The organism is Streptomyces sp. NPDC102278, assembly GCF_044766345.1.
Lineage (GTDB): Bacteria > Actinomycetota > Actinomycetes > Streptomycetales > Streptomycetaceae > Streptomyces.
In genome coordinates this window covers 176,753-195,038 of the sequence record NZ_JBIWLV010000003.1, presented here as the reverse complement: position 1 = coordinate 195,038, position 18,286 = coordinate 176,753, and the positions used below count along the sequence as shown (strand labels likewise).

At 71.0% G+C, this 18,286-nt stretch carries 19 protein-coding genes and 1 pseudogene; 14 read left to right on the top strand and 6 right to left on the bottom strand.

The genetic code is table 11. From position 1 onward, the window contains the following. Nucleotides 1–49: 49 nt before the first annotated feature. The gene (locus ACIRO3_RS09950) at nucleotides 50–766 is read right to left on the bottom strand and encodes an HAD family hydrolase (RefSeq protein ID WP_404134507.1); all 717 of its coding nucleotides are present in this window, start codon (nucleotides 764–766) and stop codon (nucleotides 50–52) included. After that, entirely contained in the window at nucleotides 750–1,616 is an 867-nt protein-coding gene (locus tag ACIRO3_RS09945) for a GntR family transcriptional regulator (RefSeq protein WP_404134505.1), read from the bottom strand. Before ACIRO3_RS09945 ends, ACIRO3_RS09950 begins: the two co-directional genes overlap by 17 nt. Before the next feature lie 397 nt (nucleotides 1,617–2,013). Between ACIRO3_RS09945 and ACIRO3_RS09940 the strand changes: the two genes are divergently transcribed. The 14 genes and pseudogenes from ACIRO3_RS09940 (at nucleotide 2,014) to ACIRO3_RS09875 (ending at nucleotide 12,325) form a co-directional block, all read left to right on the top strand. Next, entirely contained in the window at nucleotides 2,014–2,187 is a 174-nt protein-coding gene (locus ACIRO3_RS09940; protein ID WP_404134503.1) for a hypothetical protein, read from the top strand. Between the two features lie 84 nt (nucleotides 2,188–2,271). After that, a complete protein-coding gene (locus ACIRO3_RS09935) occupies nucleotides 2,272–2,541 on the top strand; it encodes a DUF6284 family protein (RefSeq protein WP_404134501.1) in 270 nt (89 codons plus the stop codon). Next, nucleotides 2,538–3,377: a DUF2637 domain-containing protein gene (locus ACIRO3_RS09930; protein WP_404134498.1), complete on the top strand. Its 840-nt coding sequence runs from the start codon at nucleotides 2,538–2,540 to the stop codon at nucleotides 3,375–3,377. Before ACIRO3_RS09935 ends, ACIRO3_RS09930 begins: the two co-directional genes overlap by 4 nt. Then, nucleotides 3,374–3,799, top strand: a pseudogene (locus ACIRO3_RS09925) (DNA cytosine methyltransferase); the annotation flags it as partial. The gene ACIRO3_RS09930 and the pseudogene ACIRO3_RS09925, both read left to right, overlap by 4 nt. A gap of 375 nt (nucleotides 3,800–4,174) precedes the next feature. Next, nucleotides 4,175–4,360 (top strand): hypothetical protein, encoded by a 186-nt coding sequence (locus tag ACIRO3_RS09920; RefSeq protein ID WP_404135359.1) that lies wholly within the window; start codon nucleotides 4,175–4,177, stop codon nucleotides 4,358–4,360. A 22-nt stretch (nucleotides 4,361–4,382) separates the two neighbouring features. Then, nucleotides 4,383–4,757, top strand: coding sequence for a DUF6251 family protein (locus ACIRO3_RS09915; RefSeq protein WP_404134495.1), 375 nt, complete (start codon nucleotides 4,383–4,385; stop codon nucleotides 4,755–4,757). A 37-nt stretch (nucleotides 4,758–4,794) separates the two neighbouring features. Continuing rightward, nucleotides 4,795–4,977 (top strand): hypothetical protein, encoded by a 183-nt coding sequence (locus ACIRO3_RS09910; RefSeq protein WP_404134492.1) that lies wholly within the window; start codon nucleotides 4,795–4,797, stop codon nucleotides 4,975–4,977. 74 nt (nucleotides 4,978–5,051) lie between these two features. After that, a complete protein-coding gene (locus tag ACIRO3_RS09905) occupies nucleotides 5,052–5,273 on the top strand; it encodes a DUF6257 family protein (protein WP_404134489.1) in 222 nt (73 codons plus the stop codon). A 93-nt stretch (nucleotides 5,274–5,366) separates the two neighbouring features. Further along, the gene (locus tag ACIRO3_RS09900) at nucleotides 5,367–7,478 is read left to right on the top strand and encodes an ATP-binding protein (RefSeq protein ID WP_404134487.1); all 2,112 of its coding nucleotides are present in this window, start codon (nucleotides 5,367–5,369) and stop codon (nucleotides 7,476–7,478) included. Between the two features lie 236 nt (nucleotides 7,479–7,714). Then, a complete protein-coding gene (locus ACIRO3_RS09895) occupies nucleotides 7,715–7,867 on the top strand; it encodes a hypothetical protein (protein WP_404134484.1) in 153 nt (50 codons plus the stop codon). Between the two features lie 87 nt (nucleotides 7,868–7,954). Further along, on the top strand, nucleotides 7,955–8,833 hold the full coding sequence (locus ACIRO3_RS09890; protein WP_404134482.1) for a bifunctional DNA primase/polymerase: 879 nt from the start codon (nucleotides 7,955–7,957) through the stop codon (nucleotides 8,831–8,833). 2 nt (nucleotides 8,834–8,835) lie between these two features. Beyond that, nucleotides 8,836–10,440 (top strand): ATP-binding protein, encoded by a 1,605-nt coding sequence (locus tag ACIRO3_RS09885; protein WP_404135298.1) that lies wholly within the window; start codon nucleotides 8,836–8,838, stop codon nucleotides 10,438–10,440. Between the two features lie 331 nt (nucleotides 10,441–10,771). Continuing rightward, on the top strand, nucleotides 10,772–11,008 hold the full coding sequence (locus tag ACIRO3_RS09880) for a helix-turn-helix transcriptional regulator (protein WP_404134479.1): 237 nt from the start codon (nucleotides 10,772–10,774) through the stop codon (nucleotides 11,006–11,008). A gap of 69 nt (nucleotides 11,009–11,077) precedes the next feature. Further along, nucleotides 11,078–12,325 carry a tyrosine-type recombinase/integrase gene (locus ACIRO3_RS09875; protein ID WP_404134476.1) on the top strand — a complete coding sequence of 416 codons (1,248 nt, stop codon included), beginning with the start codon at nucleotides 11,078–11,080 and terminating at the stop codon, nucleotides 12,323–12,325. A 480-nt stretch (nucleotides 12,326–12,805) separates the two neighbouring features. Here ACIRO3_RS09875 and ACIRO3_RS09870 read toward each other — a convergent pair whose 3' ends face one another. The 4 genes from ACIRO3_RS09870 to ACIRO3_RS09855 form a co-directional block, all read right to left on the bottom strand. After that, nucleotides 12,806–14,353 (bottom strand): bifunctional phosphatase PAP2/diacylglycerol kinase family protein, encoded by a 1,548-nt coding sequence (locus ACIRO3_RS09870; RefSeq protein WP_404134472.1) that lies wholly within the window; start codon nucleotides 14,351–14,353, stop codon nucleotides 12,806–12,808. 245 nt (nucleotides 14,354–14,598) lie between these two features. Continuing rightward, nucleotides 14,599–15,867 carry a TQXA domain-containing protein gene (locus tag ACIRO3_RS09865; RefSeq protein WP_404134469.1) on the bottom strand — a complete coding sequence of 423 codons (1,269 nt, stop codon included), beginning with the start codon at nucleotides 15,865–15,867 and terminating at the stop codon, nucleotides 14,599–14,601. An 83-nt stretch (nucleotides 15,868–15,950) separates the two neighbouring features. Then, nucleotides 15,951–16,358, bottom strand: a complete 408-nt coding sequence (locus ACIRO3_RS09860; protein ID WP_361771558.1) for a single-stranded DNA-binding protein — start codon at nucleotides 16,356–16,358, stop codon at nucleotides 15,951–15,953. Between the two features lie 98 nt (nucleotides 16,359–16,456). Next, nucleotides 16,457–18,283: a GTPase gene (locus ACIRO3_RS09855; RefSeq protein WP_404134466.1), complete on the bottom strand. Its 1,827-nt coding sequence runs from the start codon at nucleotides 18,281–18,283 to the stop codon at nucleotides 16,457–16,459. Between the last annotated feature and the right edge of the window lie 3 nt (nucleotides 18,284–18,286).

Sequence of the window (18,286 nt, the reverse complement as noted above, 5' to 3'; positions counted from 1 at the left end):
CGCCGCCGGTTAGATTGGGGCCCAGCACCCAATCTTGCAGGAGGCGCACCTAGGCCCGGCGATCCGAAAATCCCAGGTTAATCAGGACATCCGCCACAGCTTGCATGTCCGAGACGATGGCGTCGGCCCCGGCATCCGCGAGTGCCGACCACTTCAGTGGTTTGTTGGCAAAACCGATACTTCGTGCACCAGCAGCCTTGGCCGCCTCAACATCGGTCACCGCATCCCCCACGAGGACAGCCTCAGTGGGATCGACACCCAGGGCGTTCGCGGCGGCGAGAAGCGGATACGGTGCCGGCTTCATGAGGCGCGGCCGAAGGCTGGGCCGCCCGACGACCTCGGCCACGACATCCGCGAGGCCGTTGATTGTCAGAAATTCGATCACGCAGGCAGCAGAATTGTTGCTGACCACGGCGACGCGGCGTTTCGCATCGCCTGCTGCGTGAAGCGCCTGCACAGCTCCCTCCACCGGCGCCCCGGCAGACTTGACCGCCCTGAGCTCCGCGGCAGCGAGAGCCTCCTCCACTGCCCCGAGTAGCGCGGTGCCGCCCTCCTCGGAGATCCGGTGCACTTCCATGGGGTCATCCGTTGCGCGTGCCCGCTCCCCGAGGTGAGGGGCCTGCTGGGCGACGAGTTCCGCCAACTCCTCCGCAACGCTGGGCGCTGACAGTCCACGGAACACGTCGCAGATGGGGCCATCAAAGTCGAAGAGGACCGCACGGGAAGCGCTGAGCACGTCAAACAGAGCCTCAGAGGATGGCTGCATCAGCGTCCCTCGCGATCGTTTCCCAGATGCTGTCGAACCACATACGGGCCTGCTCCACCTGCTGCGCGCCGCTCGACGAGTCACCATCGTTCATCGAGTGGTGGAACAAGATCGTGTCCTTGCCTACAAGATCGAAGATTTCGATGACCTCACCTTGCGCAACGACCTTGTTCGGCCGGATCGGGTAGTACCCGAAGAACGCGTCCTCATTGTTGATCACATAGAGCTTGAAGAACTGCGTACCGCTGTGCACGCGGACGCTGACGTTGCTCTCCTGGACCAGGCCAAGGTGACTCAGCTCGCCTATGGCGTCGGAGATGCTGCGGGTGTAACCGACCATGATGTCGTGCATCCGGCTGCGCAGCCGGGCATCGTCGGCGCAGTCCTCGCGCCGGACCGGGGCCGCCTGCGGCACGTCCATGTCAGGCACCAGGATCCGGATACGGATGCTGGTCGGCGTGAGCCGCCCGACGCGGATCTTGTCCAGCGGCTCTTGAAGCGCGCCGTGCAGGGTCTCGCTGGAGAATCCCGCGAAATCGATCGTGACGTTCTTGCTCGCGAAAGCTTGCTCGACATAGGGCCGCAGGCCGGCTGGTCGTTCGGTGCGGCTGCGCACGAACACGCCGCTCCCCTTGCGGGACACGACCAGCCCTTCGTCTTCCAGGTCCCGCAGCGCCCGCTGAATCGTGGCCCGGGCAAAGCCGAAGTGATCCGTCAGCATCTTGTGCGACGGCAGCTTCTCCCCAGGGGCGAGCTTCCTCGTTCTGATCGCGGCCCCCAGGCTGCGCGCCACCTGTTCGTACGGCGGCCGGTCGTCGTCCGGGTCCAGGGGTTCAAGCGCAAAGGTCATGCCCCGATGCTACGGCCAACCTGACTATTTGAGCAGCTTGGATAGCCAGATGTTGACGTGGCTAGCCATGCTGGCTACGTTATTCCCATGCCGACCGGGCTAGCCAAGTAAGTCAGGCTCGAACGGGAGAGCTCCGCCCGAAAGGGCGCTGCTCAAGGCATCGAGGCCCGCGAAAGCGGGGCGAGGGTCCCGGATCCCTGGTCAACCGGAGGGCTTGAGGCCGAAAGGCCACGTCTCCGTACGCCTACACGGGAGCGCGCTCCCGAAGGAGACATCACAGGAGTTCAACCCGCAGCGTCGCGTGCGGCCGGTTGCCTCCCCTGCCCGTCCGGCGCTTCTGGCGTCGTACGGGCAGGGCTGAGGGGAGCCGGAGTGTCCGGCCCCGGAAGGGGTTTGCGTGACGAACAAGAAGCTCGCCGCGGCGATCCAGCGTGACAACGAGCTGGAGGACGCCGGCATGCACGGCGACGACCGCAAGACCTGCTGGACGCACCAGGGCTGGGCCGCCGACTGCGACACCGACCCGGCTCACACCCAGCCGAGCGTCAGCCACTACCCGCGCCCCGCCTGACATTCCCCCTCAACGTAGTGCGGCCCCGGTGCTGGAACACCGGAGCCGCTTCGAGCCGTCCACCTGCTAGGGAGAACGCGACTCATGAATCACATCGTTGCACGTCAGAAGCACGTTACGGTCCTACCGGCCGACCTAGAGCCCTCGGACGCGGAGCTGAACGCGATCGAGCAGGAGTTGCCGTTGATCCTGGCGGAACGCGACCTGCTCGACGCGGAAATTGTGACGCTGGACCGCACGCCCACCGAAGTCGACCGGCAGCGACTGCGCCGGGCCCGCCGGCGGGTACTGGCCGAGTGGACCGCGCTGGAGAACCGGGCCGCCCACCTCCCGTCCTCCGGCGACGCGGCATGAACCGCACAGCGAAGATCGCACTCGTTCTTGCGCTGGTTGTCGTGGTCGCCATGGCGTTCCGGGTCTCTTGGAACGCCTTGCGGGACATCGCGAAGGCCATCGGCGCCGACGACGTCGCGGCGACCTTGTACCCGTTCGTGGTCGATGGCCTGATGGCCCTCGCCCTGGTGGCCGCCCTCGTGCTGACCAACGAGGCCCGCAAGTTCGCCCTGCGGGTCCTCGCCGGATACACCCTGGCGTCACTGGTCCTGAACTACGTACACGGACTCCTGCCGGAGCTGCACGCCGAGTCGATCGGCTGGAGTCGACTGGCCGATGGGAACCTGACGAACTGGGCTCTCGTCCTGCTGGCGACGTCGCTTCCGGTCGGGTCGATCTACTTCGGCTCCGATCTCGTCGCGAAGGTTCTCCACCACCGCCCGACAATAGTGGCGGTCGAGCAAGAATCCACCCACATCCCCGCATATCGGTCTACCTCTGAACAGGTCGAACCTCAGGTTGAGGAGCCCGAGCCGACGGGGGAGGTGGACTCTTCCCCCGTCGTGCCGGTGGAGTCGATCGAGGTGCGTCCGCTGGTGGCGGTGGCGGCCGAGTCGACACGTCCGCGTCGGGCGACCGGTCGAGTCCCCGCGGTCGCCCGATCGACCCGCCAGGTCCGCTCGGAAGTCGAGTTGTTGGCTGAGGCGCGGAGTCTGACGGAGTCGTGGCCGATCGAGAAGCTGACCGGAGAGGGCATCCGCAAGGCCCTGCGCACGTCGCCGGCGAAGGCCCGCATCGTCCGGGAGACGCTCCGGGCGGAGCGCGAGCGGGACACCGCTGCGGCGGTGGCCGGATGAGCCTGCGCATCGGTTCGCTGTGTACCGGTTACGGGGGTCTCGACATGGCCGTCCACGACGTGTTCGGCGGGTCTGCCGCGTGGGTGTCGGACAACGACCCAGGCGCCTCCCGCATCCTCGCCCACCACTTCCCGCAGGTCCCGAACCTGGGGGACCTGACGGCGGTCGACTGGCGGCGGGTCGATCCGGTCGACGTCGTGTGCGGCGGTTACCCCTGCCAGCCGTTCAGTTCCGCAGGGAAGCGCAAGGGAGTCGCCGATGACCGGCACATCTGGCCCCACATCGCCCGTGCCCTTGGCGTTCTTCGACCCCGCCACGCGGTCTTTGAGAACGTCGCAGGGCACCTTTCCCTCGGATTCGCCACCGTCCTCGCCGACCTTGCCGCCCTCGGGTTCGATGCACGGTGGACGTGTGTACGCGCATCCGACGTCGGCGCACCCCACCAACGCAACCGGCTCTTCCTCCTGGCCACTGCTGCCGACCCCGCGAACCTCGGACACCAACGGGGTAGGGGCGCACGGCACGGGAGGCCTGGATCTGCGGACCACGGTGCGGCTGTTGCCGACGCCCGCGGCGCGGGACGGACGCTCGGGCAAGTCCAATCTGATGGACCGCAACGCCCGACCGCTCAACGAAGTGATCGTGAACCTGCTCCCGACACCGACTGCGGCGGACAGCGAACGCCGGTCCGTGACGTTCGGGCGGGGGAACCCGACCCTGACTGGGGCGGTTACGGTCCCGCGATCCGCAGGTGGGAAGGCGTCCTCGACCGTCCCGCTCCCCGGGCAACTGACCCTGTGGGACGACTGAACCCGGTCTTGGTCGAGTGGTTGATGGGCCTGCCCGAAGGCCACGTCACCGACGTCCCCGGACTCTCCCGCACAGCCCAGCTCAAAGCTCTGGGGAACGGGGTCGTCCCCCAGCAGGCCACCGCCGCCATGCACGCCCTCGTGAGCCCTGTCGTTGCGGCCGTGGCCGCGTGAGCCTTCTCGAAGGGAGACGCTCGTGAATCACCTGCCCGAACCCGCCCGCGTCGTCCAACTCCCGGACAGCCGGCACGTCTACGCCGACCAGATGCCCGCCACTTTCCAGGCCGGGCCGCAGGTCGTGCACCAGCACATCCACCAGGCCGCCCCGGACCGCACGGTTCAGCGCCTGGCGCTCGGTTCCGGCGTCGGCGCCGGGGCCGTCGCGGCCGGCGTGTACTTCGGCCCGCTCCTGGTCGCCGCACTGACCGCGATGGCCGCGAACATCGCGTTTCTCGCCTTCCTCGCCCTGGTCCTCGGCTGGGGTGTCCACACCGTCGTCAAGGCGGTCGGTGGCGACGCCGGAACGCAGGCCGCCAAGAACGTGCGCAAAGCCCGCCGCAAGCGCGGCTGAACCCCTTCCCCCGTTCCGAGGAGTTCGGATGCCCTTCATGACAGGCGACAAAGTGTTGATCACGTCCTGTGAGGACGACCCGCGTGCGGCGGGCCGGACCGGCCGGATCGTGGACGCGGTCCCGCCCGGCCCGCTCACGGCCGGCCGCTGGACGGTCCACCGGATCAGCCCGCTGATCGGCCCCGTCCTGTGCCACACGCACGAACTGCAGCCCGCCTGACGGCTGCCCGATCCACCCGCCCCGCGGGTGGTGAAGGGGAGCCGGACAGCCCGGCCCAGAGCAGGAGTTCCGTGATGGCGAAGGACCCGAAGTTCACCGCCGGCGAGATCGCCCAGATCGCTTGGTACACGGCCCGGATGGCCAAGCGCGGCATCGCGAGCCAGACCGTCTACCAGGGCGACCTGGAGCGCAAGGTCGACCGGATCATCGACGGCGCCCGCGAGCGCGAGGAGCGCCAGGCGCTGGACGCCGCGGCGGCCGAGAAGGCCGCGCGCAAGGCCCGCATCAACAAGTAGCTGTGCCCCGGGGCGGACGTCCCTCTCACCAAAGAACGCCGGCCGCCCCGGTCCCTACCCACCCGCCTTTCGGCGAGAGCAGGAGTCCACAGCATGACCGACAACGTCGTCCCCCTGTTCAAAGAACCCACCACCAACAACACGACCCCCACCCCGTCCCCGGCCCCGGCCGCCGCCGAGGCGGTGCGGCCGGTTCGGGTGTGGAAGCGCACCGCTCGCGGTCTGCGCACGGTCGTCACGCATGAGCGGACCCGTACCGCGGCGCGGTTGGTGGCCCGGCACGGCATGTACGTGCTCGGCGGAACCCGGATCACCGTCAAGCGGACCTGGGACGGCCGTACCGGATCCCGCTACGAGCGCATGATCCGCGCCGCTGAGGCGGCGGGGAACTGGGAGGAGGCCAAGGAGTGGGAAGACCGCCTCACCCGCTTCCGGGCCGCCCGCCATCACCGCCGCATGGACCTGTTGAAGGCACCCCAGGACGCCGCCCGGAGCGCTCTGTTCGGCACCGGGCTCACGGTGGGTGGTCTGCTGGCGTTGGGGATCGTGCTGGCCATCGCCAACAAGGACGTCCGCGACGTGGTGGCCCCGATCGCTGCTGTGATCGAGGCGATCCGCTGGATCGTCCATGTCGGCGCCGTCGTGTGGGGGCCGGCCGTCACAGTCGGCCCTTGGCTGGCCTTACTGGCCCTGTGGGGCGTCGGGCGTCAGCGGCAGACCGCACCCCAGTGGGCGCTTCCCGCCCAGCAGCGCGACGACGCCGGCGCCCCGATCACCCCCTCGATCGTCGTCACCGCCCTGCGGGACCTCGGCATCGGACCGCTTCGGGGTGCGATCAAGGAGATGGGGGACGCGGGCGCCGGGATGCTCGGGCCGATCCGGATCGCGGGATGCGGCGTGGAAGTCGACGTCACCCTCCCCTCCGGCGTCTCGACCGCCGAAGTCCAAGGCCGTAGGCGCAAGCTCGCCGAGAACCTCGCCCGCCACGAACACGAAGTGTTCATCACCCTCCCGACCGCGGCCCGCACCGTCCGACTGTGGATCGCCGACTCCGGGGCGTTGGACGAGCCGATCGGACCGTCCCCCCTGACCACCGACCTGACAGCGACCGCGAACTACAAGACCGGCAAGGCCCCCTGGGGTCAGGACCTGCGCGGCGACGCGGCGAGGATGAGCCTGTACCAGCGCATGGTCCTCATCACCGGCCTCTCCAACCAGGGCAAGACCGCCGCCCTGCGCGCACTCGCTTTGTGGCTTGCTCTCGATCGCACGGTGGAGTTCCGGATCGCCGACCTCAAGGGCGTCGGCGACTGGGGCATGTTCGACGGCCTCGCCACCACCCTCATCCAGGGGCCGACCGACGAGCACGTGATCGAGGCAACCGAGATGGTCGAAGGCCTGGTCGCCGAGATGGAACGCCGGATCCAGGCCCCGCCCGGCACCGTGTTCCCGCCCCTGGTCGGCATCGTGGATGAGGCGCAGGTCGCGTTCATGTGCCCGGCCGTCGGCGACGACAAGCGCCCCTACGGCGGATCCAAGGCCACATCCCGGTACTTCATGGCCGTGCGGAAGATTCACAACCAGGGGCGGGCCGTGGACGTCGTCCTGTGGGAGGGCACCCAGGACCCCACCGACCAGAACCTTCCCAAGCTCGTCCGGGAAGGCGCTCACACCCGCGTGTCCCTCGTGCTCGGCACCGAGTCCCAGGCCCGCATGGCCTTGGGGGACAAGGCCGTCGACGGCGGGGCGGCACCGCACCTGCTGCGGCAGGGTCTCGACAAGGGGACCGTGGTCGTCGCGTCGGACGGCATCACCATTCCCGCCGGCCAAGCCTCCATCACCGTCCGCACCCACTACGTCGACACCGACCAGGCCACTGCGGTCGCCGACCGGGCCAAGGCCCTGCGCGACGGAGTCACCACCGCCCACACGGTTGCCCGCGGGCCGGCGGTCGATCCGCTCGCGGACATCCTCACCGTGCTCGGCGACAACCCCCGCGTCCTGACCCAGGACGTGCTGAAGCGCCTGGCCGCGTTGAACGAGGACGCGTACGGCGGGTGGTCGTTCCTCGACCTCAAGCGGGTCCTGGAAGGCACCGGCGCCGAACCGTACAAGTCCGATGGGCGCATGGTCATCGGCCGCGACCGCGTCGCCCGCGTCCTTGCCGGACGCCCCGACACCGGTTCCGCTTCCGCCGCCGAGTAGAGGGAACCGACCCCCATGTGGTCAGGGAGGCAGGGAGAAGTCCCTGAACCCCTCCCTTACCCGCCTCCCCGGCCCTGACCTGCACAAATGATCTGTCAGGGAGGCAGGGAGGCGCCGCAGGTCAGACCCCCGAAACCCCCTCCGCGCGCACCCCGACAGGGGGTGCCCAAGCCTCCCTGCGCCACCTGCGACAGGGATTCCGCATCCTGCGCCTCTCCACCGAACCAGGAGCACCGATGGACGACACCTACTGCGACGAGTGCTGCCAGTACAACTGCCCCGGCCACCACTCGTGCGACGCCTGCGACACCGAGGAATGCGCCGAATGCCACGGGTGCGACTGCCCCGGCTACGAGTGCCCCGGCTTCGCCGCGCACAACGGCTTCTGACCGCCCGACATGCCGAAAGCGGCCCCTCTCACGCCAATGAACCGGGGCCGCTCTCATCCAGCACGCTCAAGAACTGGAGAGACCAGCATGACCCACACCACCGACTTCCCGCGAGGCCCCGGTCGACTGGCCTTACCCCCCAACCTGCAAACCGCACTCTGGCTCGCCGACATCGGCCTGCCCGCACTACCCCTGCGCGAGGGCAAGCTCCCGTTCGGGAACTGCCCCACCTGCAACCGCTCGGCGTGCGGGGACCGGCCCCACATGAAGGCCGCCGGCCCCTGCCAATGCCCCGCGCCGTGCCACGGCTGGGCCGCCGCAACCACCGACCCGGACGTCCTCACCTCCCCGGCGTGGGCGACCGCCTGGCGGCAGGCGGAAGCGGTCGCCTACCACCCGGGCGGCGCGAGTCTCACGGTCGTGGACCTCGACAACCCGGACGCCGTGGCCTGGGCCCGCCAGAACCTGCCGGCCACCACGGTGGTGGAAACGACCCGCGGGGAGCACTGGATCTACCGGGGCGCCATGCAGTCGGCGAACGGTGTACGCCCCGGGGTCGACCTGAAGTCCACGATGTCCTATGCCCGGTGGCGCGGCCCCGGCACCGGAATTATGGCCGTGCTCCCGGACGTCGTGCGCGCCCTCGCGGTGAAGGTGCCCACCGCCCGGCCGGCCCGGCCCGTCACGGCCCCCGTCCCCGCCGGAGGCGGGGAGTGCCCGCACCGCTCGCCCGCCTACCTGGAACGCGGCATCGCCATGGCCGAGCAGCGCATCACCGCGGCGACCGAAGCCATCCACACGGCCGTGTACCGCACGTTCCTCGCCGTGCTCTCGGCCCATGGCCGGTGCGGATGCCTGACCGAGGCTCACACGGGACGCCTGTTCACCGCCGCGCAGGCCAAGGGCGAATCCCCGCGGCACTGCGAGGACGCCTGGGGCAACGCCCGCACTGCATTGGGGCTGTGACCGTGGCTGACGACGACAAGAACCCGGCACGCCAGATCATCACCGACTACGCACGAGACCACTTCCGGTACTTCCGCACCACCGAAGGCACCGTCTACGCGCAGAAGAACGGCCACCCCGTCGCCCGCCCCATCCGCTCCCAGGGCACGACCGGAAGCCACCGCCAAGAACTCATGGTCGGTCTCTTCCACGACGGCCACGGCGTGTTCAACGGCACCGCTCTCAAGGAGGCACTCGACTTGATCGAAGCACTCGCACTCAGCCAGGACGTCCAGCCGACCCACATCCGGGTCGCCCCGGGATTCGACGGCGCAACATGGCTCGACCTGGGCCGCGACGACGGCCAGTCCGTCCGCATCCACCCCACCGGCTGGGACATCCGCATCCCCGACCCGCGAGAGGTGTGCTGGCGCCGTACCCAGCTCACCGGCGAACTTCCCTTGCCCGCCAAGGACACCGACGGGAAGGGCATCGACGCCCTACTGCGGCTGTGCAACTTCGCCAACGCCGAAAGCGAGTGCCTGGCCATCGCCTGGCTGATCGGCTGCCTGGAACCGGTCGTGCCCGTCCCCGCCCCGTTCCTCACCGGCCCCCAGGGAGCCGGCAAGTCCACCGCAGGGAGGATGCTCGTGCGGATCATCGAAGGCATGACCGGTGACCTGCGCAGGGCCCCGAAAGACGAAGAAAACCTGATCACGGCCGTGGCCGCCGGATGGGTCACCGCACTGGACAACCTCTCCCACCTGCCCCCGGACCTGTCCGACCTGATGTGCTGCATCGTGACCGGCGCCGAGAGCATCAAGCGCGCGTTGTTCACCGACGGGGACGTCGTGCGCTCCCGCTACCGCCGGCCCCTGTTGCTGACCGGCATTGACGTCGGCGTGATCCGTCCCGACCTTGCCGAACGTCTCCTCCCGCTTCGCCTGGTACGCCCCCAGGTGCGGCGCACGGAAGCGGAGCTGTGGGCGGAGTACGCACCGGCACTGCCCGTCATCCTCGGCTCCCTCCTCGACCTCACGGTCAAGGTGCGGTCCACCAAGGCCGAAATCCCCTCCGACCTGCGCATGGCCGACTTTGCCCACTTGTGCGCACAGCTCGACGCGGCGACCGGCCTTAGCTCGCTGACCGCCTACCGGGCCAGCCTCGACGACCTCAACGACGACGTCATCGAGGGCGATCTCCTCGCCCAGACCGTCCTCAAGCACGCCGTTACCCTCGACCCGGGTGCGGAAGTGCAGATGACGTCCACGGAGTGGCTGCACGCCCTCACCCAGCTCTACACCGGCGACGACTTCCGCCCGCTCCCCAAGGGCTGGCCCACGACGGGCAAGGTCTTCTCCGACCGCCTCAAGCGGCTCCAACCCACCCTCGCCGCCCGCGGCGTCCTCGTCGACTGGGGCCGCACCAAAACCGCCCGCTACATCGAGATGACCCGCCCCGCCGTCGCCCAACGCCCAGCAGGCCACCTTCTAACGGACCAGCACGATTGGTCCTGGCACAAGCAAGAGGAGCACCCCGCCACGGCGGGACGTGCTCCTCTTGCTGTTCCGGCGGCTTGCCGCCGCCTGAGGGACGTGCCGCGCAGCGGCTCCTTCTTCGCGTTCTAAGACGCACCCCACCACAACAGAAACCCCTCTCTTTTTCCTAAGAGAAGAGACGCTGCGTCACCCGCGACACCACCGGCCCCCAAGTGGCCCGTCACCTGCACAAACACCGGTGACGCAGACAGCCAACGCCGCGTCATCACGCGTCACCCACGTCACCGCTCTACGTCACCCGGTGACACGGGTGACGTAGAGCGGTGACACAAGACCACGTCCTATGTCACCCAAAACCGCAGGTCAGAAGACCAAGTGACGCACCTGACGCCGGTGACGCAGAAATTCGGGCCTCGGACAGATTCGCACTTCCCCGCCCACCAAATCCGCTGGAGGAGCCATGCCTGCCCACAGCGACCCCCGCGCCCTCCTGCGCGGCGGACTCCCCGACCGCTACCTCACCCCCGATGACATCGCCGCCCTGTTCGACGTCCCGCTGGAGACCGTCTACCAGTGGCGCAAGAAGCGCACCGGCCCGCCCGGATTCCGCGTCGGCAAGCATGTCCGCTACGACCCGGGCGCGGTGCATAGCTGGATCGCAGAGCAGATGCAGGCGGACATCAGCGTCGCAGCCTGACCCCCCACCACCACCGAGGGCGGGCCCACCCGGGCCCGCCTCCTCCGCATGCCCGGAAAGGCACATGACGTGGCAGGTCACATCCAAGACCGCTGGTACAAGAGCGAAGTCGGGCCCGACGGCAAGACCCGCCGGATCAAGACCGACCGCTACGGCACCGGCATGCGCTACCGCGCCCGGTACATCGGCCCCGACGGCACCGAGCAGTCACAGAGCTTCGCGGACCGGCAGAAAGCCAAAGCTGAGAAGTGGCTGACCCGGATCCAGGCCGACATGGATGCAGGGCAGTTCTTCGACCCGAAGGCCGGACGGATCACGTTCCGCGAGTATGCCGAGAAGTGGCTCGGCGGCCTGACGACCGACATCGTCAGTCAGGAGGCGGTGAAGAGGCGGATTCGCCTGCACGCCGTCCCCCACCTGGGTACTCGCCCCATGGGGTCGTTCCAGCCGGAGCACGTGCGCACGTGGTTGAGCAACCTCACGACGTCCCTGCCCAACGCAACGTACCGACGAGCCATCTATGACTCGGTGTCCTCCTTGTTCAACGCGGCCAAGGACGACGGCGTGATTCGTTCGAACCCTTGCCACGCACAGTCGGTCAAGGCTCCGGAGCCTGCGCCACGGCTTGTTCAGCCGTGGTCTGAGACGCGCGTGCTGGCCGTCCGTGCCGGGCTCCCCGATCGCTTCGCTGCGATGGTCGACGTCGGTGGCGGTTGTGGTCTTCGACAGGGCGAGATCTTCGGCCTGGAGCGAGGAAACATCGATGCGGTGTCGGGGTGGCTCAACGTCCGGCAGCAGGTCAAGCGGGTAGGCGGCACACTCGTGTTCGCGCCGCCGAAGCGAGGGAAGCTCCGCGACGTGCCGTTGAGCCCCGTCACCGCGGCGGCGCTGTGCGCCCACATGACGCGCTTCCCGCCGGTCGAGGTGAAGTTGCCTTGGAAGACCCCTGACGGGCCGCTGGTGGCCCGTCAGCTCGTCTTCACGAGCACAGTCGGCCACGCCATCTGGCGAAGCTACTTCGATGACCACGTGTGGAAGAGCGCCTTGGCGTCCGCCGGCGTCATCCGGCCGAAGGAGCGGGGCAAGCGGTACGCTGCGGCACCGGACGACGGCATGCATGCCCTGAGGCACTTCTACGCGTCCATGCTCTTGGACAGCGGCGAGAGCATCAAGGCGCTGAGCGTGTACCTGGGGCACTCGGATCCCGGCTTCACCCTCCGGATCTATACGCACCTCATGCCGAGCAGCGAGCAGCGGACACGGGCGGCGGTCGCGGCGGTGTTCGGCGGCCCCCAAAGCGGCTCTGAAGCGGCCTGACGGCCCACAGACGGCCCACGGCCCCTAAACGGCCCCTGATGGGCGGCTCCGCCGCAGGTCAGGGGCCCTATCGCGATCTATTTTCGCCAGAAACACCCCATCTTGCCAGTCGTCCATAGCTGCGGGCGAATGGGTAGGTCACGCCCCCCTGACCTGGGGCGCACCCCGGGGCGGCCCTCAGGCCCCACCCATCGCCCGCCCGTCGCCGTCCGACGCGGCCCGTCGCTGCCCGCCGCGGGGCGGCCCGGTGAGCACGCGCGGGACGGACCGCGCCCGCCGCCCGAGCCACGACTGCGCCCCGGCGCGGGCTGGGCCGGGGCGTCAGGGGGACGGTGGCGGCGCTGCGGTCGGCGCGGCCGCGCCGTGGTCGGGGCGGCCGCGCCGTGGTCGGGGCGGTGGCGCTGCGGTCGAGGCGGTGGCGCCATGGTCGGGGCGGTGGCGCTGCGGTCGAGGCGGTGGCGCCGTGGTCGGGGCGGCGCGTCAGCGCGGGCGGTAGACGGTGAGGGCCTCCGGCAGCTCGTCGAGCACGAAGGCGGTGGGGGCCTTGGCGTACTCGCCGTCGTAGGCGAGGGGGGTGCCCGGCGGAACGTCCGAGATCCGCAGGCTCCGCAGGCGGGTGGCGGTGTGGACCGGGGACCGGCTGAGGGGTCCGGTGAAGGCCGCCGCCAACAGGCGCGGGCCGGGACGACCGCCACCGAAGACGAGCCGTACGTCGAGCAGCCCCTCGCCGAGGTTGTCACGGCGCCGGGGGGCGGGGCCGGTGCCGTGGTAGGTGCCGTTGCCCGCGAACAGCAACCAGACGCTGCGCGGGCGCCCGGCCAGGCTGAGCCGTACGGGCCGCTCGGCCCGCAGCACCCGCCACGCGGCCAGCAGCGCGGCCGGGCCGCTCCCGATCCGGGGTGCCCACCGCAGCCGGTGTCGCAGCAGCTCGGGGTAGGCGCCGATGCTGAAGTTGTTCAGGAAGTACCCCGACTCCTCGCGCCCGGCCTCGGAACCGGATTCCGCGTCGGAGGCGGCCGGGACCGTCTCCGACGCCGGGTCGGGGTGTCGCCGGGGGCCGGGCGTGAAGCGTCCGACGCCGACGCGGACCGCGTGTCCGTCGGCCACCGCCCGGCAGGTGTCCTCGGCTCCGGCGAGCCCGAGGTCGAGGGCGAAGTGGTTCAGGGTGCCGCCGGGGAACACCGCGAGCGGCACCCCGGCGCGCAGCGCGGCGGTGGCCGCCGCGTTGATCGTGCCGTCACCGCCACAGACGCCGAGCACCCGGGCACGGGAGGCCGCCGCGGCCAGTTCCGACTCCAGCTCGGCGCCCTGGCACTCGACCAGCTCCGCCTTCGGAAGCCGGCGCTTGAGGACCTCCAGCCCCGCGAAGGCGGCAGTGCCCGAACCCGAGTTGATCACCACCGTCAGGCCGTCGCCGTCCGGCAGCGCGGGCGCCCCGGCATCCGGCCGTTCGTCGCCCGGTACGACCCGGGCCTCCTGGACGTCACGCGCGAGCCTGCGTACGACGAACCCGGCGGCCACCCCGAGCGCCGCACCCGCCACCACGTCGGACGGGTAGTGCACGCCGGTGTAGACGCGGGAGAAGGCGACCGACGCGGCGACGGGGGCCAGCGCGAGACCCCATCCCGGCGCCTCCAGCGCCAACCCGGCGGCGAAGGCGAAGGCCGACGCCGAGTGCCCCGAGGGAAACGAGGTGGTCTGCGGCTGCGTGCGCAGTTGCCGTGCGGCGGGCACCCCTTCCAGCACCGGTCGACGCCGTCGTACCGACCACTTGCCGACGGTGTTGATCGTCGCCGAGGCCAGCGCGAGCGAGGTGACCCCCCGCACGGCGGCCTTGCGCGTCCGGGCCGAACCGAAGGCGGCGAGCGCGGCGGCGGTCCCGCCCCACAGGACGCCGTGGTTCGCGGCCCGACCCAACCTGGGAAGCACCCGGTCGGCCCCGGGCCAGTGCCGGCGGGCCACCGCGTCGAACAACTGCCGGTCCCATCGCGCGACCGCACCCTGCCAGGTCAATTCCTGTTCAGCCATCCTCAGCGCCTACCCCGCGCCGCAGACCTGGAACCAACCCCACCCGCCACCCGGGCCACCCCGGGGCGCGCGGCCCTAGGCCGCCCTGTCGTCGAAGTCTCGCCCGGCCCGTGGCGCCCTGTGCCGCACCTCGCCGCGTTTGGCAGGGCACCCGAGTACGTCCAGTACACGGGTGCGCCCCTCCGCCTTGCGATGGACGGCACCGGACACCACGGGCCGCACCGGCGCCACTTTGACACCAGGACCTAGGCCTGGTCCTGCTCGCCCTCCAGCGGGCGCTTGCGGAGCAGCAGGACGACCATGCCGCCCAGCACCACCAGGCCCACCGCGAGGGAGGCGATCACCGGGGTGGCCGCCGAGCTGCCGCTGGTCGCGAGGCGTTCGCCGGCCGGGGAGTCCTCGTTCTCGGTGGTGGTCTCGTCGCGCGCCGTGTCCGGTACGGCCGTACCGGACACGGCGCCCATCGGCACCGGTTCGGGCTGCGGCCAGAGCGCCGTCGCGGTGGCGGTGGTCGCGGATTCGCTGGAGCCCGCCACGATCTGCGCCTGGTTCGGGACGCCGTTGGCGAAGAGCCGCCCGACGGGAACCTTCGTGGAGCCCTGCACGATGACCGAGGCGAGCCCGTCGTCGGTGCCCGGCGGCACCTCGAAGTACAGCCGGGTGCCGTCGGCGGCGGCGGTCAGCGGGCGCCCTTCCTGGTCGACCACCCGCACGCCCATGGCCAGGGCCGCCGCGTCGGGGGTGACCGTGACGCTCTGGGCCCCGGTGCGCACCGTGACCGGGCCGAGCCGGCTGCCGACGGGTCCCGTCACCGGACCCGACACCTCGCCGGGTTCCAGTGCCAGCGACGGCGGGGGTTCCGCCATCTGCCCCGCCTCCCGTTGGAGGTAGTCGGCCAGCTGTTCGGCCGCCGGGTCGGAGGCCTCCACCTGCGCCCCGTCCGCCAGCCGCCAGATCGCCACCTGGGTTCCGGCGGCGGCGCTCTCCGCGGTGAGCGGGGCGGCGCCGGCCGCCTTGGCGAGTTCCGCCAGGTCGTTGAGCTGCGGGTAGGAGTGCTCCAGCACCCAGCGGATCCGGCCCGCCCCGTCCTTGCCTTCGAGCGGGCTGCCGTTCCAGCCGCTCTCGGTGTACCGGGCCTCGGGCTGCGCGTAACCCGCGACGCCGACTCCGTACGTCTGGAGCATGCCGCCGCCGTCCACCCGCATCTCGTGCAGTCCGGCCGGGACCTGCCGTACGGCTCCGTCGCGGGTGCGCAGGACCGCCTGCCCGTAGGTCTTCAGCCCGTCCAGCACGGCGCTCGCGCCCTCCGGGGCCCGGCCCGGTGCGGGCTCGGAGTCCGCCGCGACCGCGGGGCCGGGCGTGGCGGCCAGGGCCGCGGCCAACAGCGCCACCGTCGCCAACGACCGCCGCGTGGAGCCCCGTCCGGGAACGGCGCCGGGGCCGGGGCCGGGGCCCGGTGGGGCGAGGGCGGGCGCGGGATCGGGAACGGAGGATGCGGGAACAGCGATCGACACAGTCTTCCCCTTCGGGCCGAGGACCCGGGTGCCGAGGACCCAAGTGCCCGTGAGTACCGGGGAATCCTAACCGCCTCGAACACTCAGACCACCGCCGCCTTCTGAGCCGCCATCAGCGGGGTGTCCGTTTTGACGACGCGCCGGAAGGCCGCCGTCCCCCGATTGAGGTCGTGTCCGATGGCGACGGCCTCGATGTCCGCGGAGAACCAGCGTTCCCCGTCCCCGTCGGGCGGATCGTCGCGGACGCGCAGCCTTCCGTGCACCACGAGGGGTTCGCCGACGGCCACGGAGCTCGCCAGGTTCAACGCGAGGGTCCGTCGTGCCCAGATGGTGAAGAAGCTGGTCGCGGCGTCCGACCAGGTGGCCGTCCGCCGGTCGAAGTACCTCGGCGTCACGGCGAACCGGAACCTCGCCGACGGGCCGGTCGGCGTCTCCTTGAAGTCGATCCGCGTCGCCACGTGTCCCACCAGTGTCACCAGGGTGTCGTTCATCCCGGTCGCCCTCCCCCGCATGCCGCACCCGTGCGGACCGTCCGCACGAGGTACGACCATGCTGGCCCGGCGACCCGGATCCCGCTCGGGCCTGTGGACTACTGACGGGTTGTGGAAAACTTCGCCACCGTCGCGTACTGCTCGCGCACCTCCCGGTAGCGCAGCAGCTCGGCCGCGACGGGCTCCAGCACCCGGGCCCGTCCGCACCCGGCCGCGGCCTGCCGCAACCGGCGTTCCGCGTCCTGCCCGTACCTGCGGGCCGGGCCCCGGGCGGCGAGCGAGCACGCCCATTCGACCAGCGGCCCGCCGACGATGCCCGCCACCATCAGCAGCACCGGTGGCATCAGGTGCGGTCGCAGGACCCCGGCGATCTGCCCGACCAGCCACAGGCCGCCGTAGATCTGGAGCAGCGTCATCGCGGCCTGGGCCAGCACCGCGACGGGCCACCAGCCGGGGCGCGGCGGTTTGACGCGCGGCACCGTGATCGCCGTGCCCAGGGTCACCGCGATCTCGTCCAGTGCCTCCGGCAGCCGCTCGGCGCCGCGCACCGCGGTCTCGCGGACCGCCTGGGCCCAGGGGTCGGGCAGCCCGATGACCGCCTCGTCGGCGACCGTCCGCACGGCCTGCTCGACCCGCTGCCGGGCGGTGACCTCCTCCTCGACGGGGAACTCGGTCGCCGTGGAGGCGCGTCCGATCGCGGCGAGGGCGGCCAGGCCGGCCAGGGAGCGCGGGGCGCGTCGGCTCTCGTACCAGCGCCACAGCCGCAGCCACGGCGTCCCGCAGGCCTTGCCGGCGTTGCGCCGCCAGGCCCGTTCGGCGGCCAGGCCGGCCGCGTACGCCCCGACGGCCTCGGCGAGCCGGTCCTCGAACTCGGCGCGCGCCACCTCCCCGATCTCGGGGCCGGAATGCCCGTCGGCGACGTAGAGCGGCCTCAGGCGCTGCGCGGCCCGGTCGACGTCGGCGGAGATCCGTCGGGTGGCCGCGCCCTTCTCCTGGGTGAACTGTCCGAGGAGTTCGCGCAGTTCCCCGACGCCCTCACCCGTCAGGGCGGAGAGTCCGAGGACGGTCGCCCCGGGTTCGCCGTGTTCCCCGAGGGCGATCCCGTCGTCGTCCAGCAGTCGCCGCAGGTCGTCCAGGACGAGGTCCGCCGACTCTCCGGGCAGCCGGTCCACCTGGTTCAGCACGACGAACGTCACCTCGGCGTGCCCGGCCAGCGGGCGCAGGTACTTCTCGTGGAGGACGGCGTCCGCGTACTTCTCCGGATCCACCACCCACACCACCGCGTCGACCAGCGCCAGTACCCGGTCCACGTGGTCCCGGTGGGCGCCGACGGCGGAGTCCAGGTCCGGCAGGTCCACGAGGACCATGCCCCGCAGCGCCTCGGCCTCCGAGGTCTCACGCGGCCGGCGCCGGAGCCGGCCGGGGATCTCCAGCCGGTCCAGCAGGCCGGCCGCGCCGTCCGACCAACTGCACGCGATGGGCGCCGCCGTGGTCGGTCGACGCAGTCCCGTTTCGGAGATCTGTACCCCGGCGAGTGAATTGAAGAGGGTGGACTTGCCGCTTCCGGTGGCGCCCGCGATCGCGACGACCGTGTGCTGGGCCGAGAGCCCGCGCCGCGCCGCGGCCTCGTCGAGGATCCGTCCGGCCTCGGCGAGGGTCTTGCCGTCGAGGATCCGGGTCCTGGACAGGCCGATGAGCTGGCGCAGCGCGTCGAGGCGGACGCGCAGCGCCTGCGCCTCGGGGCTGAGCGGGGGCGCGGGGGCCTTGCCGCCGTCGCTTCCGGCGCCGGAGACCGCCCGGACGAGCGCGTCGTCGCCCTCCTCGTTGTCGCCGCCGGGCCAGTCGTCGTCGGCGACCCGGGGGCGCGATCGCGCGATGAGTCCGTCGTCCCAGCGGTCTTCGGTTCGGTCGGTCAAGGCGGTCACCGT